Source organism: Pseudomonas frigoris (assembly GCF_047758635.1).
GTDB lineage: Bacteria > Pseudomonadota > Gammaproteobacteria > Pseudomonadales > Pseudomonadaceae > Aquipseudomonas > Aquipseudomonas frigoris.
The window spans coordinates 1,224,902-1,250,494 of record NZ_CP180479.1; the positions used below are offsets into that span (position 1 = coordinate 1,224,902).

General features: G+C 57.8%; 27 protein-coding genes and 1 pseudogene. 10 read left to right on the forward strand and 18 right to left on the reverse strand.

Translation table 11 applies throughout. From position 1 onward, the window contains the following. Nucleotides 1-106: 106 nt before the first annotated feature. On the forward strand, nt 107-682 hold the full coding sequence (locus tag ACMXYH_RS05500) for a hypothetical protein (protein ID WP_415766532.1): 576 nt from the start codon (nt 107-109) through the stop codon (nt 680-682). A gap of 28 nt (nt 683-710) precedes the next feature. Here the strand turns inward: ACMXYH_RS05500 and cysZ are convergent, their stop codons facing one another. Further along, nucleotides 711-1,466 (reverse strand): sulfate transporter CysZ, encoded by a 756-nt coding sequence (gene cysZ / locus ACMXYH_RS05505; RefSeq protein WP_415766533.1) that lies wholly within the window; start codon nt 1,464-1,466, stop codon nt 711-713. A 316-nt stretch (nt 1,467-1,782) separates the two neighbouring features. Between cysZ and trxB the strand changes: the two genes are divergently transcribed. After that, a complete protein-coding gene (gene trxB / locus ACMXYH_RS05510; RefSeq protein ID WP_129438437.1) occupies nt 1,783-2,745 on the forward strand; it encodes a thioredoxin-disulfide reductase in 963 nt (320 codons plus the stop codon). A 199-nt stretch (nt 2,746-2,944) separates the two neighbouring features. Here the strand turns inward: trxB and ACMXYH_RS05515 are convergent, their stop codons facing one another. The 11 genes from ACMXYH_RS05515 to ACMXYH_RS05565 form a co-directional block, all read right to left on the reverse strand. Then, the gene (locus ACMXYH_RS05515) at nt 2,945-4,228 is read right to left on the reverse strand and encodes an NAD(P)/FAD-dependent oxidoreductase (RefSeq protein ID WP_415766534.1); all 1,284 of its coding nucleotides are present in this window, start codon (nt 4,226-4,228) and stop codon (nt 2,945-2,947) included. Nucleotides 4,229-4,353: 125 nt separating this feature from the next. Next, the gene (locus tag ACMXYH_RS05520; protein WP_415766535.1) at nt 4,354-5,181 is read right to left on the reverse strand and encodes a transporter substrate-binding domain-containing protein; all 828 of its coding nucleotides are present in this window, start codon (nt 5,179-5,181) and stop codon (nt 4,354-4,356) included. 46 nt (nt 5,182-5,227) lie between these two features. Continuing rightward, nucleotides 5,228-5,956 (reverse strand): amino acid ABC transporter ATP-binding protein, encoded by a 729-nt coding sequence (locus tag ACMXYH_RS05525; RefSeq protein WP_415767656.1) that lies wholly within the window; start codon nt 5,954-5,956, stop codon nt 5,228-5,230. Nucleotides 5,957-6,016: 60 nt separating this feature from the next. Beyond that, on the reverse strand, nt 6,017-6,991 hold the full coding sequence (locus tag ACMXYH_RS05530; protein ID WP_149630575.1) for an amino acid ABC transporter permease: 975 nt from the start codon (nt 6,989-6,991) through the stop codon (nt 6,017-6,019). A gap of 131 nt (nt 6,992-7,122) precedes the next feature. Next, on the reverse strand, nt 7,123-8,373 hold the full coding sequence (locus tag ACMXYH_RS05535; protein WP_415766536.1) for a 2-aminoadipate transaminase: 1,251 nt from the start codon (nt 8,371-8,373) through the stop codon (nt 7,123-7,125). Nucleotides 8,374-8,591: 218 nt separating this feature from the next. Beyond that, nucleotides 8,592-8,930 carry a HopJ type III effector protein gene (locus ACMXYH_RS05540; RefSeq protein WP_033057919.1) on the reverse strand — a complete coding sequence of 113 codons (339 nt, stop codon included), beginning with the start codon at nt 8,928-8,930 and terminating at the stop codon, nt 8,592-8,594. After that, nucleotides 8,923-9,219: a DUF1244 domain-containing protein gene (locus tag ACMXYH_RS05545; RefSeq protein ID WP_095129425.1), complete on the reverse strand. Its 297-nt coding sequence runs from the start codon at nt 9,217-9,219 to the stop codon at nt 8,923-8,925. The genes ACMXYH_RS05540 and ACMXYH_RS05545 overlap by 8 nt, the downstream gene beginning before the upstream one ends. 69 nt (nt 9,220-9,288) lie before the next feature. Further along, a complete protein-coding gene (folX, locus tag ACMXYH_RS05550; RefSeq protein WP_129438421.1) occupies nt 9,289-9,660 on the reverse strand; it encodes a dihydroneopterin triphosphate 2'-epimerase in 372 nt (123 codons plus the stop codon). A gap of 2 nt (nt 9,661-9,662) precedes the next feature. Then, nucleotides 9,663-10,223, reverse strand: coding sequence for a GTP cyclohydrolase I FolE (gene folE / locus ACMXYH_RS05555; RefSeq protein ID WP_129438419.1), 561 nt, complete (start codon nt 10,221-10,223; stop codon nt 9,663-9,665). A 22-nt stretch (nt 10,224-10,245) separates the two neighbouring features. Continuing rightward, the gene (folM, locus tag ACMXYH_RS05560) at nt 10,246-10,956 is read right to left on the reverse strand and encodes a dihydromonapterin reductase (protein ID WP_415766537.1); all 711 of its coding nucleotides are present in this window, start codon (nt 10,954-10,956) and stop codon (nt 10,246-10,248) included. Between the two features lie 183 nt (nt 10,957-11,139). Further along, nucleotides 11,140-11,709 carry an antibiotic biosynthesis monooxygenase gene (locus ACMXYH_RS05565; protein WP_129438415.1) on the reverse strand — a complete coding sequence of 190 codons (570 nt, stop codon included), beginning with the start codon at nt 11,707-11,709 and terminating at the stop codon, nt 11,140-11,142. A 211-nt stretch (nt 11,710-11,920) separates the two neighbouring features. On the opposite strand from ACMXYH_RS05565, the gene ACMXYH_RS05570 reads away from it, so the two are divergent. Continuing rightward, complete coding sequence (locus ACMXYH_RS05570) at nt 11,921-12,880, forward strand: MerR family transcriptional regulator (protein WP_415766538.1); 960 nt, start codon at nt 11,921-11,923, stop codon at nt 12,878-12,880. A 1-nt stretch (nt 12,881) separates the two neighbouring features. Here ACMXYH_RS05570 and ACMXYH_RS05575 read toward each other — a convergent pair whose 3' ends face one another. Further along, nucleotides 12,882-13,487, reverse strand: coding sequence for a hypothetical protein (locus ACMXYH_RS05575; protein WP_129438411.1), 606 nt, complete (start codon nt 13,485-13,487; stop codon nt 12,882-12,884). 54 nt (nt 13,488-13,541) lie between these two features. Beyond that, entirely contained in the window at nt 13,542-14,018 is a 477-nt protein-coding gene (locus tag ACMXYH_RS05580; protein WP_415766539.1) for a PAS domain-containing protein, read from the reverse strand. A gap of 154 nt (nt 14,019-14,172) precedes the next feature. On the opposite strand from ACMXYH_RS05580, the gene ACMXYH_RS05585 reads away from it, so the two are divergent. Further along, nucleotides 14,173-14,628: a flavodoxin gene (locus tag ACMXYH_RS05585; RefSeq protein ID WP_008150685.1), complete on the forward strand. Its 456-nt coding sequence runs from the start codon at nt 14,173-14,175 to the stop codon at nt 14,626-14,628. On the opposite strand, the gene ACMXYH_RS05590 is transcribed toward ACMXYH_RS05585, so the two are convergent. Then, on the reverse strand, nt 14,609-15,505 hold the full coding sequence (locus ACMXYH_RS05590) for a LysR family transcriptional regulator (protein WP_415766540.1): 897 nt from the start codon (nt 15,503-15,505) through the stop codon (nt 14,609-14,611). The two genes, ACMXYH_RS05585 and ACMXYH_RS05590, sit on opposite strands and share 20 nt — an antisense overlap. A 96-nt stretch (nt 15,506-15,601) precedes the next feature. Between ACMXYH_RS05590 and ACMXYH_RS05595 the strand changes: the two genes are divergently transcribed. From ACMXYH_RS05595 to ACMXYH_RS05615, 5 genes are all read left to right on the forward strand, one after another. Then, nucleotides 15,602-15,988, forward strand: a complete 387-nt coding sequence (locus ACMXYH_RS05595) for a CidA/LrgA family protein (RefSeq protein WP_415766541.1) — start codon at nt 15,602-15,604, stop codon at nt 15,986-15,988. Further along, the gene (locus ACMXYH_RS05600; protein WP_415766542.1) at nt 15,978-16,664 is read left to right on the forward strand and encodes an LrgB family protein; all 687 of its coding nucleotides are present in this window, start codon (nt 15,978-15,980) and stop codon (nt 16,662-16,664) included. The genes ACMXYH_RS05595 and ACMXYH_RS05600 overlap by 11 nt, the downstream gene beginning before the upstream one ends. A gap of 147 nt (nt 16,665-16,811) precedes the next feature. Further along, nucleotides 16,812-17,594, forward strand: coding sequence for a class II aldolase/adducin family protein (locus ACMXYH_RS05605; RefSeq protein WP_415766543.1), 783 nt, complete (start codon nt 16,812-16,814; stop codon nt 17,592-17,594). Continuing rightward, the gene (locus ACMXYH_RS05610; RefSeq protein ID WP_415766544.1) at nt 17,594-18,496 is read left to right on the forward strand and encodes an alpha/beta fold hydrolase; all 903 of its coding nucleotides are present in this window, start codon (nt 17,594-17,596) and stop codon (nt 18,494-18,496) included. Before ACMXYH_RS05605 ends, ACMXYH_RS05610 begins: the two co-directional genes overlap by 1 nt. A gap of 111 nt (nt 18,497-18,607) precedes the next feature. Then, the gene (locus ACMXYH_RS05615) at nt 18,608-19,519 is read left to right on the forward strand and encodes an SDR family oxidoreductase (protein WP_046052916.1); all 912 of its coding nucleotides are present in this window, start codon (nt 18,608-18,610) and stop codon (nt 19,517-19,519) included. Between the two features lie 380 nt (nt 19,520-19,899). Here ACMXYH_RS05615 and ACMXYH_RS05620 read toward each other — a convergent pair. The 3 genes and pseudogenes from ACMXYH_RS05620 to ACMXYH_RS05630 all read right to left on the reverse strand — a co-directional run. Then, nucleotides 19,900-20,364: pseudogene (locus ACMXYH_RS05620) on the reverse strand (N-acetylmuramoyl-L-alanine amidase); the annotation flags it as partial. Nucleotides 20,365-20,588: 224 nt separating this feature from the next. Beyond that, nucleotides 20,589-20,855 carry a bacteriocin immunity protein gene (locus ACMXYH_RS05625; RefSeq protein ID WP_134422118.1) on the reverse strand — a complete coding sequence of 89 codons (267 nt, stop codon included), beginning with the start codon at nt 20,853-20,855 and terminating at the stop codon, nt 20,589-20,591. Nucleotides 20,856-20,857: 2 nt separating this feature from the next. Next, nucleotides 20,858-23,029: an S-type pyocin domain-containing protein gene (locus tag ACMXYH_RS05630; protein ID WP_415766545.1), complete on the reverse strand. Its 2,172-nt coding sequence runs from the start codon at nt 23,027-23,029 to the stop codon at nt 20,858-20,860. Between the two features lie 754 nt (nt 23,030-23,783). On the opposite strand from ACMXYH_RS05630, the gene ACMXYH_RS05635 reads away from it, so the two are divergent. After that, nucleotides 23,784-25,577, forward strand: a complete 1,794-nt coding sequence (locus ACMXYH_RS05635; protein WP_415766546.1) for a DUF1302 domain-containing protein — start codon at nt 23,784-23,786, stop codon at nt 25,575-25,577. Nucleotides 25,578-25,593 lie beyond the last annotated feature (16 nt).

The window sequence follows — 25,593 nt, forward strand, 5'->3', positions numbered from 1 at the left end:
GACGGGGGGATGATGGATTTGTGACGATGTTTTTTTCGCCGCTCTCTCAATTTTCCGGGGGGCAGGTCGTTAACCTTGGCTGAACACACTCAACAAGGAAGCGATCGTGTCCGAAAATGTTTATGCGCCGCCACTGGCAGAGCTGGAGCCGGTTGTTGAGCGGCCCTACGAGTTTTATGTCGTTTCGCCACGTAAGCTCATGATCCTGGCCACCCTCACATTCGGCCTGTATTTCTATTACTGGTCGTTTAAGAACTGGAGCCTGTACAAACAATCGACTCAGGCGGACATCTGGCCATGGGCACGTGGCCTGTTGTGCATTTTTTTCATTCATCAGTTGTATCGTCGAGCGAATGAAAAAATTCAGGGCAGCGGTCGCACCTTTGAGTGGGACTTTGAGCAGTGGGCGACCGTTTTCGTGGTGCTGACGGTGGGTGCCAACCTGCTTGATGCCGTGGTGCGGCGCGTGGATGGCTTTGCATTCCTGGGCGGCTGGCTGCTGTTGATGATCCCGTTGAGGGCCTTTGTGGTGAGCAAAAGCCAGCCGATGATCAACTTCGCTGCCAATGATCCGCAGGCACTGACCAATTCGCGTTTCACCGCGTTGAACTGCCTGTTCATGATTCCAGGGGTGCTGCTTTGGGCGATGACTCTTTTCGGGGTGTGGATTATCCACCATTGAAATAACCCACGGTGGTGGAGGTCGCCTTTCAGCGTCTCTCCACCACAATGGCTTCTGCGCCGCGTTCACGCACCCAGAACAACGTCGCCCCCGCCACAGCCGCCGGCATCATCAGAATGTTGACCACCGGAATCAGCAGCACCAGATAAACACTGCCGCCAAAACTCATGCTCTGCCAGCGCTTCGCGCGCAGCCAGGCGAGCATCTCGTTCCAGCCCAGTTTGTGGTTATCCGCCGGGTAGTCGATGTACTGGATCGCCATCATCCACACCCCGAACAGCAGCCACAATGGTGCGGCAATGATGTTAACCACCGGGATGAACGAGAGGATGAACAACCCGATGGCGCGGGGCAGGAAGTAGCCGAGCTTGCGCATTTCCCGGGCCAGGGTGCGGGGGATCATGGCGATCAGTTCGCCCCAGCTGAAGGTCGGGAAGTCGTCAGTGCCGCGCACCACGACTTCGACTTTTTCCGCGAGGAAACCGTTGAATGGCGCGGCGATGACGTTGGCCAGCATGGTGAAGGTGAAGAACACCATTAACACCACCAGCACCACGAACAACGGCCAGAGGACATAACTGAGAAAACTCAGCCATTCGGGCAGGGACGGCATCAACGTATCGACCCACAGGCTGAATTGATGGCTGGCCAGGTAGATCAATCCGACGAACAGCACCAGGTTGATCACCAGCGGCAACAGCACAAACAAACGCAGGCTTGGGCTCAGGACCAGCTTGAGGCCTTCGCGCAGGTATTGCGGGCCGGACAGAACGGGGGCGGGCATAACGTGCTCCGAGCAAAGGGGAAACGCGCCGACCTTACCGGCTTTGCCTGACAGGCGAAAGCGCGGTAGCAGCATCGACATTAACTGTAACAAAGGCGCCTATGTATCCATCGTGATGGGATAGAGACCGCCTATGAGCTGGATTGTTAAACCGTATTTCCTTAATCTTCGCCCCCTCGATACGCTGCACCCCATACTTTTTACAGGACTGTCGAGCTCAAGCCTTCCCCAAGTGCTTTCAACGGTCCTTTTTTATTCCCGCCGACAACCCGGCGTTCCGCGCCAGAAGTTTCGGGCCGGTCAACAGGAGCAGGTCATGTCTGAAGTCCGTCATTCGCGAGTGATTATTCTCGGTTCCGGCCCTGCCGGTTACAGCGCCGCGGTCTATGCCGCCCGTGCCAACCTCAAGCCACTGCTGATCACCGGCATGCAAGCCGGCGGTCAACTGACCACCACCACCGAAGTCGATAACTGGCCTGGCGACGTCCACGGCCTGACCGGCCCGGCGCTGATGGACCGCATGAAAGAGCACGCCGAGCGCTTTGAAACCGAAATCGTCTTCGATCACATCAATGCCGTGGACTTCGCTGCCAAGCCGTACACCCTGACCGGCGACAGCGCGACCTACACCTGCGACGCCCTGATCATTGCCACCGGCGCCAGCGCTCGTTACCTGGGTCTGCCGTCGGAAGAAGCGTTCATGGGCAAAGGCGTTTCGGCCTGCGCGACCTGCGATGGTTTCTTCTATCGCAACAAGCCAGTGGCTGTGGTGGGTGGCGGTAACACTGCTGTGGAAGAAGCGCTGTACCTGGCCAACATCGCCAGCAAAGTGACCTTGATTCACCGTCGCGAAACCTTCCGCGCCGAGAAGATCCTGATCGACAAGCTGAATGCCCGGGTTGCCGAAGGCAAAATCGAGCTGAAGCTGAACTCGACCCTGGACGAAGTGTTGGGCGACAACATGGGCGTAACCGGTGCCCGCCTGAAGAACAATGACGGCAGCTTCGACGAGCTGACAGTTGACGGCGTGTTCATCGCCATCGGCCACACCCCGAACACGTCGTTGTTCGAAGGTCAGCTGACCTTGAAAGACGGCTACCTGGTTGTGCAGGGCGGCCGTGACGGCAACGCTACTGCCACCAGCCTCGAAGGCATCTTTGCTGCCGGTGACGTGGCTGACCACGTTTACCGTCAGGCCATCACCTCGGCCGGCGCTGGCTGCATGGCGGCACTGGACGCCGAGCGTTACCTTGACGACCTGCAGAACGCTTCGTTCTGATTGTGTTGAAATGAAAAAACCGGCTTCGGCCGGTTTTTTTGTGCCCATATATAAAAGATGCATTGCCGACCCCGGCCCTTGTGGGAGCGAGCTTGCTCGCGATAGCCATTTATCATTCAGCAGTGATATCGACTGACATACCGCTATCGCGAGCAAGCTCGCTCCCACAGGTTTTTGCATTGGCCGAAGTCGATTGCGATCAGCCGCGAAATCGCTCCTGGACGAAGTCCATGACTTTCAACGATTGATAGATGGCATTGGCGGCAATCCGCCCGAACGGCCCGCCGTTCCAGTCCAGCAAGTACGGTTTGAACAACTGATAACGCGCACTTTCCCCGCACACCGCTTCGGCGATGACCCTGCCGCCAATCGAGCCGGTATTCAAGCCATGGCCACCAAACGAGGTGCAGGCCCAGACGCCCGATTCGAGCAATCCCAGGTTGGGCATCTTGTTGGTGGAGTAACCCATCAGGCCGGACCAGGCCAATTCGATTTTGACCGGGGCCAGTTGTGGATAGACCGACACCATGTCGGCCTTGAGCATGGCGGCGAGGGCCTTTTCGTTCTGTTCGTTGCGGGTGGTGATGCGTCCGCCCCAGAGCAGGCGGTCGCCTTCGACCACGCGGTAATAGTCCGAGGCGCGGCGGTCGTCGGAGAACGCGGCGCCGGAGTCGAGGACGTTTTTGATCGAGTCGCCAAGGTGCTCGGTCAGCACCACATAGGTAGCGATGGGCAGGTAGGCGCGGCTGAGTTTTTGCAACTCCGGGCCGCCGTAACCGCCGGCGCAGAACACCAGGTCCTGGCAGCACACGGTGCCGTGAGCGGTCTGGACAATTTTGTCGGCGCCTTCGCGATGCCAGGCCAGCATTTTTGATTGTTCGAAGATCCGGCCTCCTGCTGCTTCGATGGCTAGGGCCAGTCCCAGGCAATAATTCAGCGGGTGAAAGTGCAGCGCTTTCGGATCCTCGATGCCCTGGAAATAACGCAGGGTGTGGGCCCGCTCGCGGACCTGAGGGGTGTCGAGGTAGTTGAGTTCATAGCCGAAGTCCCGGCGCATGCTCTCGATGTGGTTTTTCACACCAGCACTGTCGTCGTAACGCTTGATCCGAATCGTACCGGCGGATGGATCGCAACCGGACAATGCCAGTTCGGCGATGTTGCGGCGGACAATCTCCACACCCTCGACCGACATTTGAAAGAGCGCCTTGGCCTGTTCCAGTCCAAGTTTCTTGCGGATCGCTCCCGACCCTTCAGCCCAGCCCGGCGAGACCACGCCGCCATTTCGACCGGAGGCGCCCCAGGCGACTTGCCGGGCTTCGAGGATGATCACGCGTTTGCCGCGCCGGGTCAGCTCCAGGGCCGCGGTAAGGCCCGCGATCCCGGCGCCGATGATGCAGACGTCGCAAGTCTCGTCAGTGCGAAGTTCGGGCCTGGCTGCGCGGGGCAGCGAGGTTTGGGAATACCAAGTGGTGGGGAAGGACATGGTCAATCCTTGAAAAATTGCTTTTTGTGGGAGCGAGCTTGCTCGCGATGACGGTCGAACACACAACATCGATGTTGAATGTTATGGCCTCATCGCGAGCAAGCTCGCTCCCACAGGGTGTGGGGTTACTTGACGGTCGAATAGTCCACGCCGTACCACTTGGTCGACAGCTTGGTCAGCGTGCCGTCCTTGTGCATCTCGCCGATGATTTGACCGAGTTTGGCCTTCAACTCTGCGTCACCCTTGTCGGTGGCAATGGCCAGGGGTTCGTAAAACACCACGCCGTTGTCGACCGCACGCAGCGGGTAATTTTTCTTGATGGCCGCTTCCAGCGTGCTGCGCTGAGTGAGGATGCCGTCTAGACGAACACCGTCGCCCAGTCGCAAGTCATCCAACGGTCCAAGGGAGCCGGCATAGGTTTTCATCTTTTTGGTCTGTACGTCGTAGGTGACGGGGGGCAGGTCCGTCGCTTCGATGGCCAGCGCCTGGTTCAGGTAATCCTCGGACGTGGTGCCGCCTTCGACACCGATAGTTTTGCCATTGAGCGCTTTGTGGTCGGTGAGTGTGGATTTGTTGTGAACCGCAAACACGTAGGGCACGTAGTAGTAGGTCGCGGGGAAGTCGAGAATTCGCGCGCGACTTTTAGTGGCGGTCATCGAGCCCACGGACATGTCCCAGCGCCCGTTCCACTTGCCGGCGGTGATCACGTCCCAATCGGGGGTAATGAACTTGACCTCGACGCCGAGACGCTTGGCGATCTCCTTGGAAACATCGATATCAAACCCGTCGATTTCATTCTTGTCGTTGATAAACCCTTGGGGTGGCCAGGTCGCCGACGTGGCGACGGTCATTGTTTTACTGCTCTGGATTTTGTCCAGTACGGCTCCGGCGTTGGCGGCGCCGACGAACACCAGCGACATTGCGGCTGCGATTACGTGTTTTTTTCTGACCATGTCCATCTCCACTTATCGTTATTGTTATGAAGGGGCAAAGCGGTGCTCAGTGACCAATGATCTGTGACAGGAATTTCTGTGCGCGTTCGGTTTGCGGGTTGTTGAAAAACTCGGAAGGGGTGGCTTGTTCGATGACCTGGCCCTGGTCCATGAACAGCACGCGGTCGGCGACCTTGCTGGCAAAACCCATTTCGTGGGTTACGCAAATCATGGTCATGCCGTCGGTGGCCAACTCGCTCATCACGTCCAGCACTTCGTGGACCATTTCCGGATCGAGGGCCGAGGTGGGTTCGTCGAACAGCATCACTTTGGGGTTCATGCACAGCGCCCGGGCAATCGCCACGCGTTGCTGCTGACCGCCGGACAGTTGCGACGGGTACTTGTGCGCATGCTCGGCAATTCGCACCCGCTCCAGGTAGACCTGAGCGCGTTTTTTCGCCTCGGCGCTCGACACGCCTTGCACCAGTTGCGGGGCCAGGGTCAGGTTGTCCATCACGCTTAAGTGTGGGAACAGGTTGAAGCTCTGAAACACCATGCCGATTTCCCGGCGTACCGCGCTGACACTTTCTGCTTCGCTGGTGAGTGTGATGCCGTTGACCTGAATGTGGCCTTTCTGGAAATTCTCCAGATGGTTGATGCAGCGAATCATCGTCGATTTTCCTGAGCCCGACGGTCCGCACACCACCAGGATTTCGCCGGCGGCGACGTTCAGGTCGACATCGCGCAACGCGTGAAAGTCGCCGTACCACTTGTTCAAACCGATGATGGAAATCATCGAAGGACTGGTCTGCGCAACAGGTGCCAGTTCGATTCGTTCTGCCGTAGTCATCACGCATCAGCCCCTTGCGATGGATCGGTTGACCCGTTTTTCGATCCGCGCCTGCACCCGTTCGAGGATGAACGACAGGGCCCAGTAAATCATCGCGGCGGTGATCAGCATTTCCAGGTGGCGAAAATCCGCTCGGCCCTGGGTCTTGGCCAGGTACATCAATTCCCAGACGCCGATCACCGACACCAGCGAACTGTCCTTGAGCATGGCGATGAACTGGTTGCCGGTGGGCGGGATGATCACCCGCAAGGCTTGCGGCATGATCACCCGGCTCAGGGTCTTGAACGGGCTAATGCCCAGGGCTCGTGAGGCTTCCCACTGACCCACCGGAATGCTCTGGATGCCCGCACGAAAAATCTCGGTCATGTAGGCGCCGTAGCACAGCGACAACGCGAGGATGCCGGCCGGCACTGCGTCCACCACATAACCCAGTTGCGGCAGTCCGAGGTAAATCAGGTAGATCTGGATCAGCAGCGGAACACCGCGAAAGAACGAGGTGTAGAACGAGGCGATGGCGTTGGCCAAGCCGTTGTTCGACAGCTTGGCCACGGCACCGATCAACGCAAGCACGAAGGCAATCACGATCGCCACGGCGGAGATGTACAGCGTGGTCGCGGCGCCCTGGATGATCAGGAAACCGATCTTGTCGAGGATGAAGCTGTAGGAAAGGTCGAATGTGTCGAAGAACGCCAGAAACAGGATCAGCAGTTCGATCCATACCACGGTGGTCTGCACTTTGAATTTCAAGCGTCCGAGGACGTGAAAGTTCAGCGTGCCCAGTGCGGCAATCGCCAGGCCGATGGCGATATTGCGAGCAGTCAGGCTGTCCGGGGCATTGCCCAGCAGCGGATGCAGGAAATGACTGAGGGCGCTGTTACCCAGGTTCATCAGGTAGGAGCCGAGAAACAGCACCACGGCTACGCCAAGCAGGAATTGAGGATCATTGGACTTTTTTTTATAAATTATATTGTCGTGATACATGAATGCCTCAGGCTTGTAGGTGGTAGTGATCTCGCTTGGTAAAAGGGGTATTTGGCCAGTATTGCGACGCAAAATCGGGGACTACAAGCGAACATAATTCGCTATGTCAGTCCCTGATCGTAGTTTGCTTTTCAGGAAAGCTTCGCCAGGCAAGCCTCGAGGATATCCAGCCCTTCCTCCAGCACCGCTGCCTCAGTAGTCAGTGGTGCCAGCAGCCGAATGATGTGGCGCGACTTGCCGCTGGGCATCAGCAGTAAACCGGCGTCGCGGGCCAGGGCCAGCAATTGGGTCAACTGCGCTGAGGCGGGTGTGCCGTCGGGATTGATCAGTTCGATACCGCGCATCGCGCCAACGCCGGTCAAGCGGCCCAGAAACGGGGAAAGCTTGTTGGCGCGCCAGGCCTCATAGCGGCTGACGATGGCTTCTTCCTGTTGCGAGCCCCAGGCGTGCAGGTTCGCATCGGTCATCTCGTCCAGGGTTGCCAGTGCTGCGGCGCAGGCAATCGGGTTGCCTGAATAGGTGCCGCCCAGTCCGCCCTTGGGCAAGGTGTCGAGCAGCGACTTGCGCCCGACCACCGCACCCAGCGGCACACCGCCGGCGATGCTTTTGCCCAGCAGAATCAGGTCCGGCTCAATGCCCAGTCGCGAAAATGCAAAGCGCTGGCCGGTGCGACCGAAGCCGGACTGGATTTCATCAGCGATCAGCAGGATGTTTTTTTTATCACAGAAGCGACGTAGCGCTTGGGCGAACTCCACGTCCAGCGTCAGGAAACCCGATTCGCCCTGCACCGGTTCGACGATAAAACAGGCGACGTCATCGACGTCGATCTCGACGCTGAAGAGGCGGTCCATGGCTTTCAGGGCCTCGGCGCAGGTCACGCCGTTGTCCTTGCTCGGGAAGGGCAGGTGATAAACCGGACCCGGCAGCACGCCGACTTTCTGTTTGTAGGGCGCGACTTTGCCGTTGAGGTTGAGCGTGGCGAGGGTGCGGCCGTGGAAGGCGCCGTCGAAGGCAATGACGGCCGTGCGACCGGTGGCACCACGCACGATCTTCAGGGCGTTTTCCGCCGCTTCCGCACCGCTGTTGGTGAGCATGCCGCTGACCGGGTAGTCCACTGGAATAAACGCGGTAAGACGATCCATCAGTTCGATGTAGGGCATATGCGGGGCGGCGTTGAACGCGTAGTGGGTCAGCCGGGTGGCTTGTTCGCGAATGGCCTCGACGATGCGCGGATGGCAATGGCCGAGGTTCAATACACCGATGCCGCCGACGAAGTCGATGTAGCGTTTGCCATCGGTGTCCCAGACCTCGGCATTTTTGCCGTGGCTGAGCGTGACGGGATGAACGATGTTGATCGACTGGCTGATGGTTACGCTGCTCATGGATGACCGACTCTGAAGAAGGGATGCTTCTTTTTATCTAAGCCGTGAGCAGCGGTGCCCGGCAAACGAAATAAAGTTGCCGGGTCAATCTTAAAAGTCGGGATGTGCGGTGAAGGTCAAAAGATCGCAGCCTCGTTTCACTCGACAGCTCCTACAGGGATTGTATTTCGCTGTAGGAGCTGTCGAGTGAAACGAGGCTGCGATCTTTTGATTTTGAGTCAGCGGCGAGTCAGCGGTTGCTGCGAGAACTTCACACCGGCTAATCCATGAGCAATCAACGCGCGGATATTGCCGTGATCGCTGCCTTCAGGCGTCGCCACCACCGAACGGTAATGCTCGCCGAACGCCAACAGCGCTTCTTCATCGCTCAAGCCTTCCAGCAGCGCCAGACCCAGGGTCTTGCACGAGCCTTCATTCTGCCCGGCTGCGTTTTCCACGCCGCCGTTGTTGAAAGCCTGAGGCTGATAGTCGTAGCCGGCGGCGATGAACGCCAGGGTGTCGGCAAAAACGTGTTCGCCGCTCTTGAGGCTGGCGCGCAGGGTGTTCAAATCACTCATTGGGTTTTCCTTTGGCGAACGCCGCTTGTTGTTCGGCGTTGGCTTCTTGCTGGTATTGGGCTTTCCACTCGGCGTACGGCATGCCGTAAACCACTTCGCGGGCGTCATCGAGGCTGACCTCGATCTGGCGTTCGTCGGCAGCGGCCTTGTACCACTTGGACAGGCAGTTGCGGCAGAAACCGGAGAGGTTCATCAGGTCGATGTTCTGCACATCCTTGCGGCTGTCCAGGTGGGCGACCAGCCGGCGAAAGGCGGCGGCTTCGAGTTCCAGGCGTTGTTGGTCGTTCATGGCGGGGCTCTGTGCAATCAAATCGTGGCGCGGATGATAAAAGCCTGGCGAACAATGCGCCAGACGCGGTCAGCGGCTCGCGGCCAGGGTAATCGACACCGACTCGGCGAATCGCAGGGCGTGGGGCTTGTCGACTTCGACCTCGGCGTACAACACCGACTCGTTGGCCATGACCAGATCGAGAATTTCCTGAGTCAGGCGCTCGAGCAGGGCGAAGCGATTGCCTTCCACATGGGCGATGATTGCCTTGGTGATGGTGCGGTAATTCAGCGCGTGATCGATGTCGTTGTCACGCACCGCTTCTTGAGCGGCATACAGGATGGTCAGGTTGATCAGTACATCCTGCTTGTTGAGGATTTCATCCTCGTTGATCCCGATGAAGGTCCGCAGGCACAGGTCCTTGACCCGGATGCGTGCCGTTCCTGGTTGAAGTTGTGGCATTGCTACTTGCTCCGTCCAATCAATTGCAGGAACTCCTGTCGGGTGTTGCTCGACTCGCGGAAGGCGCCGAGCATCACCGAGGTGTTCATGGTCGAATTCTGTTTCTCGACGCCGCGCATCATCATGCACATGTGCTTGGCTTCGATGACCACCGCGACGCCCGCCGCACCGGTCACTTGCTGCACCGCGTCGGCGATTTGCCGGGTGAGGTTTTCCTGGATTTGCAGGCGACGGGCGAACATGTCCACCAGTCGTGCAATCTTCGACAGGCCCAGCACCTTGCCCGTTGGAATATAAGCCACATGCGCCTTGCCGATGAAGGGCAGCATGTGATGTTCGCAGAGCGAGTACAGCTCGATGTTGTCGACGATGATCATTTCATCGGCATCGGAAGCGAACAGCGCGCCGTTGACGATCTCTTCGACACTTTGCTCGTAACCATGGCAGAGGTACTGCATGGCTTTTGCCGCGCGAACCGGGGTGTCTTGCAGGCCCTCGCGGTCGGGGTTTTCACCAAGGCCGATGAGGATCTCGCGGTAGCTCTGGGACAGGGATAACGTCATGGAACATCCTCGCGGGGGCCGCTTATTTGATGTGCCGTCCGCCGTTGACGGTCAGGGTCGTGCCGGTGACATAAGGGTTGTCGAGCAAATAACGCAGGCTCTGGTAGATCACTTCGCATCCGGGTTCGATACCCAGCGCGGACTTGGCCAGTGCCTTGGCGCGGTACGCCGCGTCGTCGTCGGGGTTGAACATTAGCAGGGCTGGGGCGATACCGTTGACCTTGATTGTCGGCGCGTATTTCGCGGCGAAGGACAGGGTGAGGCTGTCGAGCCCGGCTTTGCTGGCGCAGTAGCCAATGTGCTTGCTGCTGCCCTTGCGGGTTACGTCATCGCTGATGTGCACGATGTCCGCCGGGCTTGAGCGTTGCAGCAAGTCGGCACAATGCAGATTGATCAGGTAGGGCGCCAGCATGTGTACGTTGAACATGCGGGTGAAGGCGGTGGCGTCGGTGTCCGGGGTTTCGGCCAACCATTCGGAGGCATTATGGACAATCGCCCGCAGACTGTCGGTGTGGTTTTTCAGTTCGCTGATGAACGCGAAGATTCCGGCTTCAGTGGAGAAGTCGGCACACACCGCGGTCGCCCCCAGGTCGCGCAGAACTTGCACGCCGGGGCGTTCACTGCGGTAGCTGAAGATCACCGGCTGGCCATCCTCGAGCAAACGCTGCGCACAGTGCAGGCCGACACGTTGGCCGGCACCGGTGATGAGGATTGGGGCTACGAAAAAGGTCATGAACGGCTCGCGTCGCGGTAAGAGCAAAACTATACCAGCGCGCGGCGGCATTCACCTACCGTGGGGCTTCCTCTGTGGGAGCGAGCTTGCTCGCGATGGCGGTATCACAGCCAACAAAGATGTTGAATGTTATGGCCTCATCGTCGGATCTCCGCCCGGAGCAAGCTCGCTCCCACATGGGGATCAGTGGTTTTGGGTGGAGGGCTCGGCGGGCAAACGTCGGGTCGCAGCGGTGTTCAGCCAGTTGGCCAGCAGGCGGGTCGACAGCGGAATGAAGAAGTAGACCATCAGCGGGGTCAGGCACAAGGTGCTGATGAACACCCGGCTCAGCAGACCCATGTCGCTCAGCAACGGCCCGAGGATAAAGTTGAACAGCAGGGAAACCGGAAAGAATGCCAACCAGATTGCCACGGCCTGTTTCCAGCGTGGTGGTCGCTGGCCGGCCGCGCCGAACCAGCCTTCGATGCCGCTGACACGATGTTCCGTTGGATGGGCAAACAAGTCGCTGCCGCGTGCCAGCCATGCGGTGCGCGATACAGAGTGCTCCCAGGCGTGCAGCGTCTGCTCGTCGGCAAAGCGGAAAATAATCTGGAATTCGTCATCGTCGGGCGGCGGAGCGAGCACGCCAGAACCGAGGTAGCCGGGAAAATCGGTGGCCAGTTGTTCGCCTTCGCGCAACCAGGCGATCAGGTCTTGATAACGCCCATCGGCGACGCGGCGCGCAACCATCAGCGTGACGGGTGAAGTAGACATTTTGTATCTCCGTATGACAATCGCGTCGCTCCGGATAGGAGTTTCGCCAGGCGCAGCGCCGGGGTGGTGGGCTGCGTCTTGGAACAAGCAAGGATTATTCCTGATTCTGCCTGGAACGTCAGTGACATTCGTCGCCATCAACGTCTTGAATGGTATGGGGGCAGCGGAGGTAGAATGGGATCCAATTTATACATGGACGTAGAATTATAAAATGCCTGTGCCAACTGACGTTGTCCGTGTAATGCAGCCCGAAACTCCTCTCGAACAGGAAGAGCTGTTTCCGATTCGCGAAGTGGCGCGCCTGACCAAGGTCAACCCGGTCACGCTACGCGCATGGGAGCGCCGCTATGGACTGATACAGCCCACGCGCACCGAAGGTGGGCACCGACTGTATTCGATGACCGATATCGATCGGGTCCGCAGCATCATCCGCTGGATCGAACGCGGCGTTGCTGTCAGTAAAGTCGGCAAGATACTGGCCAGGACTGCCCCGCTTCAGGCCCTGTCGCACATCATCCCGAATGAACTCGTACACGCTGACTACACGCAATGGAAGCAACAGGTTCAGGTGGCGGTGAATGCCTTTGACGAGGTTCAACTGGAGCAGGTCTATGGACAGATCTTTTCCAGTTATCCCCTGACTGTCGTGTTTCAGGACATTCTGCTTCCACTCTGGAAGCAATTGCTGCAGCGCCATGAAGCGTTCGGTCAGGCCAGCGAGTGGTTTTTCCTGGATGGTTTTCTGCGTTCTCGAGTGTTGCAACGCCTGCTGCTGGTGCGTGTCATGCAGCCGCGACGGGTGATTGTCTGCGCCTTGAACGATCAGTGTCGTGAACTCGAAGTGCTGGTAGCGGCGCTGTTTCTGAGCAGTGTCGATTCGGCTATTCAAGTGCTGGCTATCGGTCAGCCATTCGACGAATTGGCCCTGGTCTGCGAACGGGTCAAGCCCCAGGCGCTGGTGCTGTTTTCCAATCACGCGCCTGCGCCCGAGTTGCCACGGCGATTGAAGCGCCTGGCCTTGAGCCTGGATTGTCAGTTGATGCTGGCGGGGGATGCGTCCGATCTGGTGCAGGAAAGCCTGGCTGGATCGTCGATTGGATGTCTGGGTAACGAAGGATTGGTCATGCGTCAGCGTTTGAAACAGTTCCTGACAGGCAACCTGGACACTTGAATCAGAGATGCATGGCCGGATGCGTCAGCCGATGCTGTTGAAGGATGTACTGGCGCAGACGCTCGGTTTCGTCCTTGTCACCCTGATTCAACTGATAGGCAAAGAAGCCGCTCTCGGTTTCTTTCTCGAAGGTGCCGCGCAACGCGATGCGCTCGTAGCCAGACGGGCTGAACCACAAGGCGAAATGCTTTGGCGGCTTGGTCTTGTTGCGAACTTCCAGCAAGACCCCTTTGAACGACACTTCGTGCACCCACATCGTACCGGGCTGGCCATTGGCATTCTCCAGCGCTACCGGTTCTTCGAGTACCAGGCGCCATGGCCGGACCATCGGTCCGTCTTCATAGATGCTGGGGACGCCGAGGCGTAAATGCAGCGCATGAAACTCGTCTTCCACCAGGTGCAGCGGGAAGGTCATTTGCTGATTTTCGAAGTTGGCCTGGATGGTGACTTGCTCATGAGCGGCAAGGCGCGTGAGCAGGTCACGGATCTGCGAACCACCGTTGACGAGCAGGCTCGACGTCGCATCCCGCACATTGAGTTGCGGGTTGTGTTGCATGGTCTGGATAAAATCCAGCTCATCCTGAGTCAGGAGTGCGTCGCGTTGCATAATCTGCTCGACAGAAATAGTTACAAAGTCACTGGTGATTGTAGTTAATGACAATCAATTCTTTGATTTGTTTTCGCCGTTCGTCGCTTTTAGTGCGGCTAGTTCGGCCTGGACCTCGGCCAACTGCGCCTCCAATTGCACGACTCGCTGCTGCGCCTTGACCTGATGGGTGACATCTTTCTGCACACCGACGAAATAAGTCTGTCCGTCATCAGGGTTCTTCACAGTCGAAAGGGACAGCTCGTTCCAGAATGGCGTGCCGTCCTTGCGGTAATTTCTGAGGATTTCCCGGCAGGAACCGCCACTGCTCAATGCCTCGCGAATCAACGGGAGAGCTTCCTGATCTCCGTCACCGGACTGAAGAAAACGGCAATCCTGGTAGAGAATTTCTTCGCTGGTGTAACCCGTCAGGCGTTCGAATGCCGGGTTGACGTAAATCAGGATGTAGTCCTGCTCGCCTTCCTTTTCGGCAATCACGATGCCGTCGTTGGAAGCGTTGATCACCATTTGCAGCAGTTGGGCGTTAATCATCGGAGAGTCCTTTCCAATTTGATTGTGGGATGCATTCTAAAAGAACACTGAGAACTTTCTACTGGTCACCAGCGTTAATTGAGAGTCAATCGCAGCTTTTTTGCCACGGCTGTTAATATCCCCCGTCTTTTTACTCAGCTTCAGGATCAGATTGATGAAAGTCGCCATCCTTTCCGGCTCGGTGTACGGCACGGCTGAAGAAGTCGCCCGCCACGCCGCCAATATTTTAAAAGCTGCGGGTTTCGAAACCTGGCACAACCCGCGTGCGAGCCTCGCCGATGTTCAGGCCTTTGGCCCCGAAGCCTTCCTGGCGGTGACCTCGACCACCGGCATGGGCGAGTTGCCGGACAACCTGCAACCATTGTATTTCGCAATCCGTGATCAGTTGCCGGCTGCCTGGCGTGGCTTGCCGGGCGCCGTGATTGGGCTGGGCGATGCGAGCTACGGCGATACGTTCTGCGGTGGCGGCGAGCAAATGCGTGAATTGTTCGGCGAACTGGGCCTACGCGAAGTCCTGCCCATGCTGCGCCTGGACGCCAGCGAAAGCGTGACGCCGGAAACCGACGCCGAGCCTTGGCTGGCGGAGTTGGTCAGCGCTCTGCGGGGCTGACCGGTCGCTCGCGCAGCAAGGCGAGCCAGGCTTGCGCGGCTTTTGACAAGTACGCGCCCTGACGCCAGATGAAGGCGATATCCCAACGCAGATAGCTCGGCGCGTTCAAGGTCAGGCGCACCACGCCTGGCCGCACCAGCCCGCGAGCCACCACGCGCGGCAACAACACCACGCCTTGACCGGCCGCCACCAGCGCTGCAAGAAAATCTGCCTGGCCGCTACGACCGCCTTCCTTCGGCGTAAACCCCAGCTGCTGGCAGGCTTGCAGCAAACGGTCGTTGAGCACGAAGCTGCGCTGATACAGCAGGAAGGGCGTGTCGGCCAATTCCTCCAGGCCAATCACCGTCTTCGACGCCAGCGGATGATCGGCGGGCAGCAGGGCGTCGAGCGGTTCGTCGCAGAAAGGCTGGAAGGCGAATTGCGGGTCTTTCGTCAACAGGCTGCCACCCAGTTCCAACTCTCCACTCAAAACGGCCTGTTCGATGTTCAGGCTGCCACCCTCCAGCAATTGAATGCTGATGTTCGGGTAGCGTCGCCGGTACTCAGCGAACAGTCCGGCGAACAGCGCGTCACTGCCCAGTAGCGGCAAACCCAGACGCAATTCCCCGCGGGCCAGTTGGCTCAAGTCATCCAGCTCACTGAGCAGTTCGTTGCGCTGCCGCAACATGCCTTCGGCCCGTAGAAGGACCACGCTGCCGGCAGCGGTCAGGCGCAGCTGCGAACCCTGCCGTTCGAGCAGCGCAGTGCCGAGGCTCTGTTCCAGTTGAGCGACCTGTTTGCTCACCGCCGATTGACTGATGTGCAGGGTCTTGGCGGCTTGAGTAAAACCACCCTGATGCATGACCTCGACGAAGCTGCGTAGCTGTTTGAATTCCATCTGCCTGATTCCATTTTGGAATGTTTTCGAGTCTAACAATTCGCTTCGGGTATAGCAGCCCGCTCCGTAAAATGAGCACCTGTGAGGACCGAAGACATGAACGCATCAACCTTAAAAAGCTTGGCTCGACTGACGACCGAATTGGCCGTGCTGCTGGCCATCTATCTGCTCGGCTGCCAGATGGCCGTTTGGTTTTCCTGGCCGATTCCCGGTGGTGTCATCGGCATGGTGCTGTTGCTGCTGGCGTTCGCTTTGGGTGTGGTCAAACCGGCAGCGCTGCAAATGGGCGCCGGCCTGTTGATGGCCGAGATGCTGTTGTTCTTCATTCCGGCGCTGATGAGCCTGCTCGATTACGGCGGTCTGCTGCGCAGCGACGGTTGGCGGATTTTGCTGGTGATCGGCGTCAGCACGCTGATGGTGATGCTGGTGACCGCCTTTACCGTGGAACTGGTGGTGCGGTTGAGGAGATCTCGTGAAGCTTGAGCTGATGCCGATGTTCTGGCTGGCCTTCACGCTGCTGGCTTATTTATTCAGCCGCTGGATCTACCGTCGCACTGGTCGCTATGTACTGTCGCCACTGATTCTGGTCCCGGCCCTTTTGTTGGCACTCGCCGTGCCGCTGCACACCGCGTATGCCGAATATTCGAGCAACACCCATTGGCTGATGCTGGTATTGGGACCGGTCACCGTCGCTTTTGCGGTACCGATCTGGCAGCAACGGCAGATGCTGATGCGGCATTGGTCGGCGTTGTTGCTTGGGATGATGGCGGGCAGCGCGGCGTCCATCGGCAGTTCCTTCGGGTTGGCCAAGGCGCTGGCACTGGACAGTTCGGTGACGATGTCGCTGGTGCCGCGTTCGATCACCACGCCTTTTGCCATGCCGCTGGCCCAGGAGCTGGGTGGCGTACCGGAACTGACGGCGGTGTTTGTGATGTTCACCGGGGTGTTCGGGGCGATGCTCGGCGGCATTCTGCTCAAGTGGTTGCCCCTGCGCAGTGCCTTGGCTCGAGGGGCATTGTTTGGCGTCGGCGCGCACGGTGCCGGGGTTAGTCGAGCACATGAAGTGGGGGGTGAAGAGGGCTCGGTGGCGGGGTTAGTCATGGTTCTGACGGGGCTGCTGAATCTGTTCGCCGCACCATTGTTGGCGGCAGTACTTTGACATGGATCCAGGACCATCGGCGTACTGACTCGCTAGGCCATCAAGCTGGCTGCCAATGCAACTACACGATTCCCGGGGCGTGACTAGACTGCTGTAACGTCGGTAAACAATAGAAACCCCAAGAATAAAAATTAGAGGTTCCTTGCCGTGAACGTAGCCCCCGTCCCATCGCCACACAGTGTCAAAGACCAGGTCAGCGCCGCCGAGTGGCAGACCCGCGTCGATCTTGCCGCCTGCTATCGTCTGGTCGCCCTGCATGGCTGGGATGACCTGATTTTTACCCACATCTCGGCCAAGGTCCCCGGTACCGAAGACTTTCTGATCAACCCGTTCGGGCTGATGTTCCACGAAATTACCGCCTCGAGCCTGGTCAAGGTCGATCAGGCCGGCAACAAGCTGATGGACAGCCCTTACGAGATCAACCCGGCCGGGTACACCATCCACAGCGCGGTGCACGAGGTTCGTCACGATGTCGTCTGCGTGCTGCACACCCACACCGCTGCCGGTGTCGCCGTGTCGGCGCAGAAACAAGGCATTTTGCCGATCAGCCAACAATCGTTGTTTGTGCTGTCGAGCCTGGCTTATCACGCCTACGAAGGTGTTGCGCTTAACCATGAAGAGAAGGCGCGACTGCAAGCCGACCTCGGCGAAAACAATTTCCTGATGCTGCACAACCACGGTCTGCTGACCTGCGGCGGCACCATCGCCGACACATTCCTGATGATGTTTACCTTCCAGCGCGCCTGCGATATCCAGGTGCTGGCGCAGAACGGTGGCGCCGAGTTGATCGCCATCGAACCGCAGATTCTGGCAGGCGCCAAGGCAATGATCGCCGGCGTCACCAAAAGTGCTCAAGGGATGGGCGGCGCACTCGCATGGCCAGCGCTGCTGCGCAAACTCGATAAACAAGACCCGGGTTATAAACTCTAATGGCACTCGCCGAGATCCCCCTGTGTGTCTGGCGCAAACGCAGCCAGACGTTCGTATTCCGTGGCCAGACCATCCGTTACTGGACGGCCGGGCAGGGTGAGCCACTGTTGCTCATTCATGGCTTCCCGACCGCCAGTTGGGACTGGCATTTCCTCTGGCAGCCGCTGACCCAGCGCTATCGGGTGATTGCCTGCGACATGCTCGGCTTTGGCGACTCCGCAAAACCGGTGGACCACGAATACAGCCTGCTGGAGCAGGCTGATCTGCAACAGGCCTTGCTGGAGCATGTGAAGGTCGAGCAGCCGGTGCACCTGTTGGCCCACGATTATGGCGACAGCGTGGCTCAGGAACTGTTGGCCCGGCATTACGAAGCGCGCATCCATATCGCCAGCTGTGTGTTCCTCAATGGCGGCCTCTTTCCCGAAACCCATCGTCCGGTACTGATGCAAAAGCTCCTGCTCAGCCCCTTGGGCTGGATGATCGGGCGAGCCTTTTCCCGTGACGGTCTGGTGAAGAGTTTCCGGCAGATCTTCGGTCCGCAGAGCCGTCCCACCGAGAGCGAAATGGATGATTTCTGGAGCCTGATCGAGAGCAATCACGGGCCACGGATCATGCACAAATTGATCGCCTACATCCCTGAGCGGCGTGCCCAGCGCGAGCGTTGGGTCGCGGCGATGCAGCGTGGTGAAGTGCAGTTGCGGGTGATCGATGGTGAGGTCGATCCGATTTCCGGTGCGCACATGGTCGAGCGTTATCGGGAACTGATCCCGAACCCGGACACGGTCTTGTTGCCCGGTATTGGCCACTACCCGCAAACCGAGGCGCCGGGGCAGGTACTCAAGCACTATCTGGAGTTTCGCGATCAGCTGGTTTCACCGCCGCGCAAGGCCGCCTGCTCCTGATTATCCCTCTGCCTTATCGCGCACCATTCAGCCTCACCCCAGTTCATTGTGACCCGCGTCGCCGTGCCTGACACTCGGACTCATTGTCCCCTGGCCTGCTGGAGTCCCCCAATGAATGAGTCTGTGCGCTTCGAAGATAAAGTCGTGATCATCACGGGTGCTGGCGGCGGCCTGGGCCGGGCCCACGCGCTGCTGTTCGCCAAACAGGGCGCCAAAGTGCTGGTCAACGATCTCGGCGGCTCGGCTCAGGGCGAAGGCGCAAACGCTTCGGCGGCCGACCGGGTGGTGGCCGAAATTCGCGAGGCCGGTGGTATCGCCGAGGCCAACCATGACTCCGTCACCGACGGCGACAAAATCGTTCAGAACGCCTTGGACACCTTCGGCCGTGTCGATGTAGTGGTCAACAACGCCGGGATCCTGCGGGACAAAACCTTCCACAAAATGGAAGACGGCGACTGGGACCTGGTTTACCGCGTCCACGTCGAAGGCGCCTACAAAGTTACCCGTGCCGCCTGGCCGCACCTGCGCGAGCAAAACTACGGCCGCGTCATCTTCACCGCTTCGACCTCGGGCATTTACGGCAACTTCGGCCAGTCCAACTACGGAATGGCCAAACTCGGCCTCTACGGCCTGACCCGCACCCTGGCCATCGAAGGCCGCAAGAACAACATCCTGGTCAACGCCATCGCCCCCACCGGCGGCACCCGCATGACCGAAGGCCTGATCCCGCCGCAAGTCTTTGAACAACTCAAACCGGAACTGGTCAGCCCGCTGGTGGTGTACCTCGCCAGCGAGAACTGCCAGGAAACCTCCGGGCTGTTTGAAGTCGGTGGCGGCTGGATGGGCAAGGTGCGCTGGGAACGAAGCCTCGGCGCGGGGTTTGATCCTCGGGTTGGTTTCTCCCCCGAAGATGTGGCGGCGCATTGGCAGCAGATTTGTGATTTCGAAGGCGCGGCGCACCCGCAGGACAACCTTGAAGCGCTGAAGGAAATGATGGCGAATTTGCAGAAGTATTCGATTTAATGGAAACCAGCAAGGTCACCGCTCTTGACCTTGCTGGTTCTTAATAATCGGTCCCGACATCTGGTTTGCAGCGGTGATCAAGAAAAATACTTGTGAACCAATGCCGCCAGATTCGCGGCCGTTTGCGCATCCATGATCCCGTCGTACGTTTCCGGGCGAAAGTGCAGCTGAAAGGCCCGAACCAGGTGTGTGAAGCCTTGTTCGGTTGACGCACCGGAAACGTCGTACCCGTAAGTCTTGAACAGTTTGAGCAAGTCGCTTCGGGCTGGAATGCCGGTCTCGCAATATTGCTGCAGATAGGTATTTCGGGTGGCATCGTCGAACCAGGCACCGACGCCTTTCAAGTAAAGGGCATGCCAGGGGAATTTCGGCCCTGGGTCACTCTTGCGGCCGACCGCAATATCCGAGTGCCCCAGAACAAGAGTCGGACTGATATCCGGATAGCGTTCAAGGATGTTCAACGCCAGCTCTTCAATGGCGGCAATTTGTTCTGGCTGATACGGCGGAAAATTGAAAACCCCTTGGCTAAACGTTGCAAGGTTGACGATTTCAACGCCGATAGACGTGTCGTTCAGATTGCTTCGATTGCCCCAGGTACTGACGCCCGCATGCCACGCACGCTTGGTTTCGTCGACGAGATTGAAAACTTCCTGCCCGGTATAACCTGCTTTCAAGTAGCTCGGATCGGTGATGTCGGGAACCAGATAGTGGGCGCTGACATTCGGGCCGGTGAGTGCATTCACCGAACTGGAGAAGTTGCCGGCTGTGTAGTGAAAGATCAGAAAACGTACTCGGGTGTTGAAACTTTTGGTGGAGCGGTATTTGTTGTAGTCAATAGGCTTCATGAAAAGAGTGCTCGCAGTGAATTAGGTTGAAGTCAGCAAGGTTTTAAACGAGTGGCTGACTTGTGATTAACCTTAATCGCTGGGACGCTTCGCGTTATTACAGAACTATGTAGTCGCTTTCCGAGAAATGTGTAGGTGGTAGGAAGTCTCGCGAGTTTGCATAAGGACTGGCGGTGAAGGTGCAGTATAAGAAGCAAGCACGAATGCTTGCTTCTTTGTTTGGATTACTGTGCTTCGGATTTGAAACCTGGTTTGCCGTTGGCTGCTCGCCATTGTTTTATGGCCTTTAGTACACCGGCAGGACCGTCTTTAACACCCTTCTCTGGATAATATAAGATATCGGTGCCGTTTGGATGTTCTGAAGTGCTTACAATATTATCCACAAAAGCATCGTGCTCTTTCTCTGATGAGAATCTCCCCTGGAACAAACGTTTTATAATATTCAGGTATTCGGACTCTGTGTAATCTTCATATCTATCTTTAAGTGTCATTTTCACATTTCTCCTTTTTTGGAGTGGGCTTCGATGTGCTGCTTTGGTGTCAGTATACGAAGATTGTCTATATCGTAGACTGCGCCACCTTCGCTGATAGGTTTAACGTGGTGTATTTCAAATTTTTTCCGTCTGCCCACTTGTTCCGAAGACTTGGCACTTGGTGATAATCCATCTCTCAAATCAATTTTATTGAGTGGAGTGAACTGTCTATTCAAAAATCTCTCACTTGCTACTGTCTTCCAAAAGACTCTGCGAAACGCTTTGAAGCTCGAAAACTCCCGCCCCCGAAGTTTATCCGCAATCTGCTTGGGGATCGGCGCCCCTTCCAGCGTCGAGGCTGCACCCAACCAATTTCCTGAAACCGAATGTCCGCTCCCGCTGGCAATACCGGGATCCTGCCGCCGATCCCTGAACATCGTGAACGTCGGAGGGATGCCGGAATCGATCGGAAAGACGGTGATGAAGCCGCCAAACCCGTAGCGGTCAAGCTCCGGAAACGGATCGATTCGTCCCGCGGCGGGGGTGACGGTAGCGCCTTCATAGATCGGCAGGTCAGTGTCGATCAGAGGAAATTCCGTTGAAGGATCCTGCGGTTCAACCAACGGTGTCCAGGTGATAACGGGACCGTTGGAGACGGTGCTGCCGGAAACGTAAACATTCTTGCGCGCGTCAAAGTGAGCAAGCCTTACCGGCACGCTGGCGGGTACTGTCACTCCGTCAGTGGCAACAACGACAATCTCTACGCTATTGCCTATCGTCCTCGAGCCGAGTCTCACCGGCAGGTCGATTTCCCCTCCGACGGCTGCCAGTTCATACAGGTCGGCCGTTGAATCAGGAGCGAGTTCTGACAGCGGAACACTTACGGAGAAAAGATCACCGCTACCCAGCCTGGAGGGAACCAATAGGGCAGCGAACCCGACCAGTACCGGCGCTGCTACTGACGCGAGTGCTGCGATAGCCGCGGATACCGCTGCACGTAACGCGGTCCTGAGTGCCAAGGAGGTCGCTGGACTAACGCCTACAGTTCCGAGTGTGCCGGTAAACGTTGGGCCGAATGCCGCCATCGAACCGACATTGGCAAACGTGGGGCTCTGCCAACGAGCCTCTGTTTCCTCTCGCCATTGCGCGAGTAGGCGTGCCTGCTCGGCTTGTCGTTGGGCCTCAGCCTGGGCATTCAGAAGAGCTTGTTGCTGTTTCTGTTCTTGTGCCTTTCTCTCCACTCGCAGCTGTTTTTCAATGCGTTCCTGCTGGTTTTGCCTTTGAAATTCGGCGAACACCTCCATAAGCGCTTTTCTGTTTACTTCCCGTTGCGCTTGGAAGCGTAGTAGTTCGGCTTGAACTTCGGCCTCGGCTTTGAGGCGAGCCTGTTCAGCAGCGATGTATCGAGCAGTAGCCTCAGCGGCAATCCGGGCTTGCTCGGCGGCCAATCGCTCGGCTTCTGCCAGTGCTGCTAACCGGGCCTGCTCTTGGGCATGGGCCAGTGCTTCAGCTTCCGCCCTGATGCGTGCCTGTTCAGCAGCGACACGTTGAGCTTCCTGTTCCGCTGCCAATCGCGTCTGTTCAGTGGCCTGCATGGCACTGAGGGTGTGTTGAAGATTGACTGTTCGCTGGTGGAGCGACTGCAAGGTTTGAGACAGTAATCTGGCTTCGATCGCGGCTTTGAGTGATTGATTCAAGGCTTGCATGGCAATGCCGGTCGGCCCCGGCCGCTTTTCCATCGTCGTGGCTTTCTTCATGAACTCATTGATATGCCGGTTAGATGGGTCGCCCCCATAAAACGCATTGGCAATCACTGTTTTACTGTGAAACTCAGCGGTTTTCTGTTGTGTAAGTTTATTCAGAACTCCCAGTTCCCTGACTATTGATTGCAAGGGTGGAAGTGGATCAGTTGGGCCTTGAAGTCGGGTCGCTGCCAGTTCGGCTTCGATGGACTGCGGTAGTTGACTGGCCTTCGCCTGATATTCCTGTTCCAGCCCTTTAGTTGTGGCTTTTACCGCGTTTTGATTTTGATAATAGGTCGGCACGCTGCGGCCGAATGCACCTGACATCAAAGTGCTTGATGTTCGAGGTACGGTAATCATGTGATCGGGTGCATCAGCTGTTATATCGACAGCTTCATCGAGATAATAAACTGGCCTTGATTGATTGGGCGGCCTTGGAGGCTTTTGCATATTCATATCCTTTTGAATGTGCTTGGTGCTTTAAAAATAACGACTTGCTGGTCAGTCATTACGAAAACGGATGCCATCTATTGCTTCGTGCCATTTAAAGCTACAGCAGAAGTGGGAATCATGGGTCTGAGAGGTGTGTGGGGCGTTACATATAAGATCGAGGGAAGTTTCTATTGGATAGGAATAACTGCATGATTATCTTTTGCGTAAAAAGATGTTTCTTATAGCGTTATCGGAAACATCCTGTAGGAATGTATTAAACAAAAGTTGCTCTTCACCACCGTCACAAAACCACCACCCATAAAAAAGGCCGCTGCAAACGCAGCGGCCAAAGTAAGACGATTGATCAAGGAGCAATAAATCAACGTCAGTGAACACGGGGCGATGAGTCGAAAATCTTCAACTCTTCTGAAATCTGTCACCAATGGCGTGGACGGGACACTGGCCATTGCTTCGTGCTTTCCGGCCGTTTGCCGTGAAAGCCCGGCAAGAATAAGGCCTTGAGCCAAAAGGAAAAATAGCGATTCATGACATGAACTGTTGCAGCATGAGTAACAGTCGCAACAAGCCCCGCCCACACGCCATGCGCTGCGTTGATAACCCCCCATCCAGCCCATCCATAACCCGCGCAAATCCCCGTCCCATGCGGGCATTCATCCTTTGGAGGTACACCGCGAATACCTCCTTGGTGCGCTTATCGCTCCCAACGTGCGGCAGTAGGGTGGGGCCTTCTGTCACTCACCGGGGAAGACGCATGACAAAAACAACAATGCGCGCCATCTTCACGCCGCAAGCGCTCGCCGCTGCGGTTGCCTTGGGTTGCTGCGCCCAGGCGCAGGCTGTTTCATTCAACATCGGGGAAATCGAGGGGACCTTTGACTCTTCGCTGTCCGTCGGCGCGAGCTGGGGCATGCGCGATGCCGACAAATCCCTGGTGGGCATCGTCAATGGCGGGACCGGCCAGTCTTCGACCGGGGATGACGGGCGGCTGAACTTCAAGAAGGGCGAAACCTTCTCCAAGATCTTCAAGGGTATTCATGACCTTGAATTGAAGTACGGCGACACCGGGGTGTTCGTGCGTGGCAAGTACTGGTACGACTTCGAACTCAAGGACGAAGATCGCGAATTCAAGCAGATCAGTGACAGCGGTCGTAAAGAAGGCGCCAAGTCCTCCGGTGCGCAGCTGCTCGACGCCTTCGTCTATCACAACTATTCCATCGCCGACCTGCCGGGCACTGTGCGCGCCGGCAAACAAGTGGTCAGTTGGGGTGAAAGTACCTTCATCGGTAACTCGATCAACAGCATCAACCCGATCGACGTTTCAGCGTTCCGTCGTCCTGGCGCCGAAATCAAGGAAGGCCTGATTCCGGTGAACATGCTGTTCGCCTCCCAAAGCCTGACCGACCAACTCTCGGTGGAAGGTTTCTATCAATTGGAGTGGGACCAGACCGTCGTCGACAACTGCGGCACCTTCTTCGGCAACGACGTGGTGGCAGACGGCTGCAACAAGAATTACACGGTTGCCAGCCCGGCGATTGCACCGTTGCAACCGATCGCTGCAGCGTTTGGCCAAGGCTTCGAAGTCAGCAAGGAAGGTGTGATCGTCCCGCGCGGTGGGGACCGCGATGCCCGCGATTCCGGGCAGTGGGGGACGGCGCTGCGCTGGCTCGGCGACGACACCGAGTACGGCCTGTACTTCATGAACTATCACAGCCGTACTCCGACGGTCGGCACCACCACTGCCGGCCTGACAACGCTGGCACGGATCCCGGCCATCGTCGGTGCCGCCAACAGAATCGCACCCGGTACCGGGTCTGCACTGGCTCAGAGTGTGATGCTCGGACGCGGCCAGTATTACCTTGAGTACCCGGAAGACATTCGTCTCTACGGTGCGAGCTTTTCCACCACCTTGCCTACCGGTACGGCGTGGACCGGCGAGATCAGCTATCGCCCCAACGCTCCGGTGCAAGTCAACACCAACGACCTGACCCTGGCGTTGCTCAACCCGATCGCAGGCGGCGCGGCATCGCCTATCGCGACCACGCCAGGTGCCGACAACAAAGGCTACCGCCGCAAAGAAGTGACGCAGGTCCAGAGCACCCTGACGCACTTCTTCGACCAAGTGCTGGGTGCCCAACGGCTGACCCTGGTTGGCGAAGCGGCGGTGGTGCACGTGGGTGGTCTGGAGTCTCGAACCAAGCTGCGTTACGGCCGTGACTCGGTCTATGGCCAGTACGGTTTTGGCGGCGATACCGACGGCTTCGTCACCTCGACCTCCTGGGGCTACCGCGCCCGGGCGATCCTCGATTACGCCAACGTGATTGGCGGGATCAACCTCAAGCCCAACCTGTCCTGGTCCCACGACGTCGCCGGCTACGGCCCCAACGGGCTGTTCAACGAAGGCGCCAAGGCCGTCAGCGTCGGCGTCGATGCCGACTACCGCAACACCTATACCGCGAGCCTCAGTTACACCGATTTCTTCGGCGGTGACTACAACACCCTGGAGGACCGCGACTTCCTGGCGCTGAGCTTCGGCGTGAACTTCTGATCTGGCTGAGAAGGAT

Coding starts and splice junctions, on each gene's coding strand:
- ACMXYH_RS05535 (WP_415766536.1), bottom strand. CDS start 8,373: ATGAGCAGCGTAACCATCAGCCAGTCGATCAACATCGTTCATCCCGTC.
- ACMXYH_RS05585 (WP_008150685.1), top strand. CDS start 14,173: ATGAAAGTCGCCATCCTTTCCGGCTCGGTGTACGGCACGGCTGAAGAA.
- ACMXYH_RS05565 (WP_129438415.1), bottom strand. CDS start 11,709: ATGTCTACTTCACCCGTCACGCTGATGGTTGCGCGCCGCGTCGCCGAT.
- folE (WP_129438419.1), bottom strand. CDS start 10,223: ATGACGTTATCCCTGTCCCAGAGCTACCGCGAGATCCTCATCGGCCTT.
- ACMXYH_RS05530 (WP_149630575.1), bottom strand. CDS start 6,991: ATGTATCACGACAATATAATTTATAAAAAAAAGTCCAATGATCCTCAA.
- ACMXYH_RS05630 (WP_415766545.1), bottom strand. CDS start 23,029: ATGCAAAAGCCTCCAAGGCCGCCCAATCAATCAAGGCCAGTTTATTAT.
- folM (WP_415766537.1), bottom strand. CDS start 10,956: ATGACCTTTTTCGTAGCCCCAATCCTCATCACCGGTGCCGGCCAACGT.
- trxB (WP_129438437.1), top strand. CDS start 1,783: ATGTCTGAAGTCCGTCATTCGCGAGTGATTATTCTCGGTTCCGGCCCT.
- ACMXYH_RS05515 (WP_415766534.1), bottom strand. CDS start 4,228: ATGTCCTTCCCCACCACTTGGTATTCCCAAACCTCGCTGCCCCGCGCA.
- ACMXYH_RS05625 (WP_134422118.1), bottom strand. CDS start 20,855: ATGACACTTAAAGATAGATATGAAGATTACACAGAGTCCGAATACCTG.
- ACMXYH_RS05575 (WP_129438411.1), bottom strand. CDS start 13,487: ATGCAACGCGACGCACTCCTGACTCAGGATGAGCTGGATTTTATCCAG.
- cysZ (WP_415766533.1), bottom strand. CDS start 1,466: ATGCCCGCCCCCGTTCTGTCCGGCCCGCAATACCTGCGCGAAGGCCTC.
- ACMXYH_RS05610 (WP_415766544.1), top strand. CDS start 17,594: ATGGCACTCGCCGAGATCCCCCTGTGTGTCTGGCGCAAACGCAGCCAG.
- ACMXYH_RS05615 (WP_046052916.1), top strand. CDS start 18,608: ATGAATGAGTCTGTGCGCTTCGAAGATAAAGTCGTGATCATCACGGGT.
- ACMXYH_RS05525 (WP_415767656.1), bottom strand. CDS start 5,956: ATGATTTCCATCATCGGTTTGAACAAGTGGTACGGCGACTTTCACGCG.
- ACMXYH_RS05635 (WP_415766546.1), top strand. CDS start 23,784: ATGACAAAAACAACAATGCGCGCCATCTTCACGCCGCAAGCGCTCGCC.
- ACMXYH_RS05520 (WP_415766535.1), bottom strand. CDS start 5,181: ATGGTCAGAAAAAAACACGTAATCGCAGCCGCAATGTCGCTGGTGTTC.
- ACMXYH_RS05540 (WP_033057919.1), bottom strand. CDS start 8,930: ATGAGTGATTTGAACACCCTGCGCGCCAGCCTCAAGAGCGGCGAACAC.
- ACMXYH_RS05570 (WP_415766538.1), top strand. CDS start 11,921: ATGCCTGTGCCAACTGACGTTGTCCGTGTAATGCAGCCCGAAACTCCT.
- ACMXYH_RS05580 (WP_415766539.1), bottom strand. CDS start 14,018: ATGATTAACGCCCAACTGCTGCAAATGGTGATCAACGCTTCCAACGAC.
- ACMXYH_RS05590 (WP_415766540.1), bottom strand. CDS start 15,505: ATGGAATTCAAACAGCTACGCAGCTTCGTCGAGGTCATGCATCAGGGT.
- folX (WP_129438421.1), bottom strand. CDS start 9,660: ATGCCACAACTTCAACCAGGAACGGCACGCATCCGGGTCAAGGACCTG.
- ACMXYH_RS05545 (WP_095129425.1), bottom strand. CDS start 9,219: ATGAACGACCAACAACGCCTGGAACTCGAAGCCGCCGCCTTTCGCCGG.
- ACMXYH_RS05595 (WP_415766541.1), top strand. CDS start 15,602: ATGAACGCATCAACCTTAAAAAGCTTGGCTCGACTGACGACCGAATTG.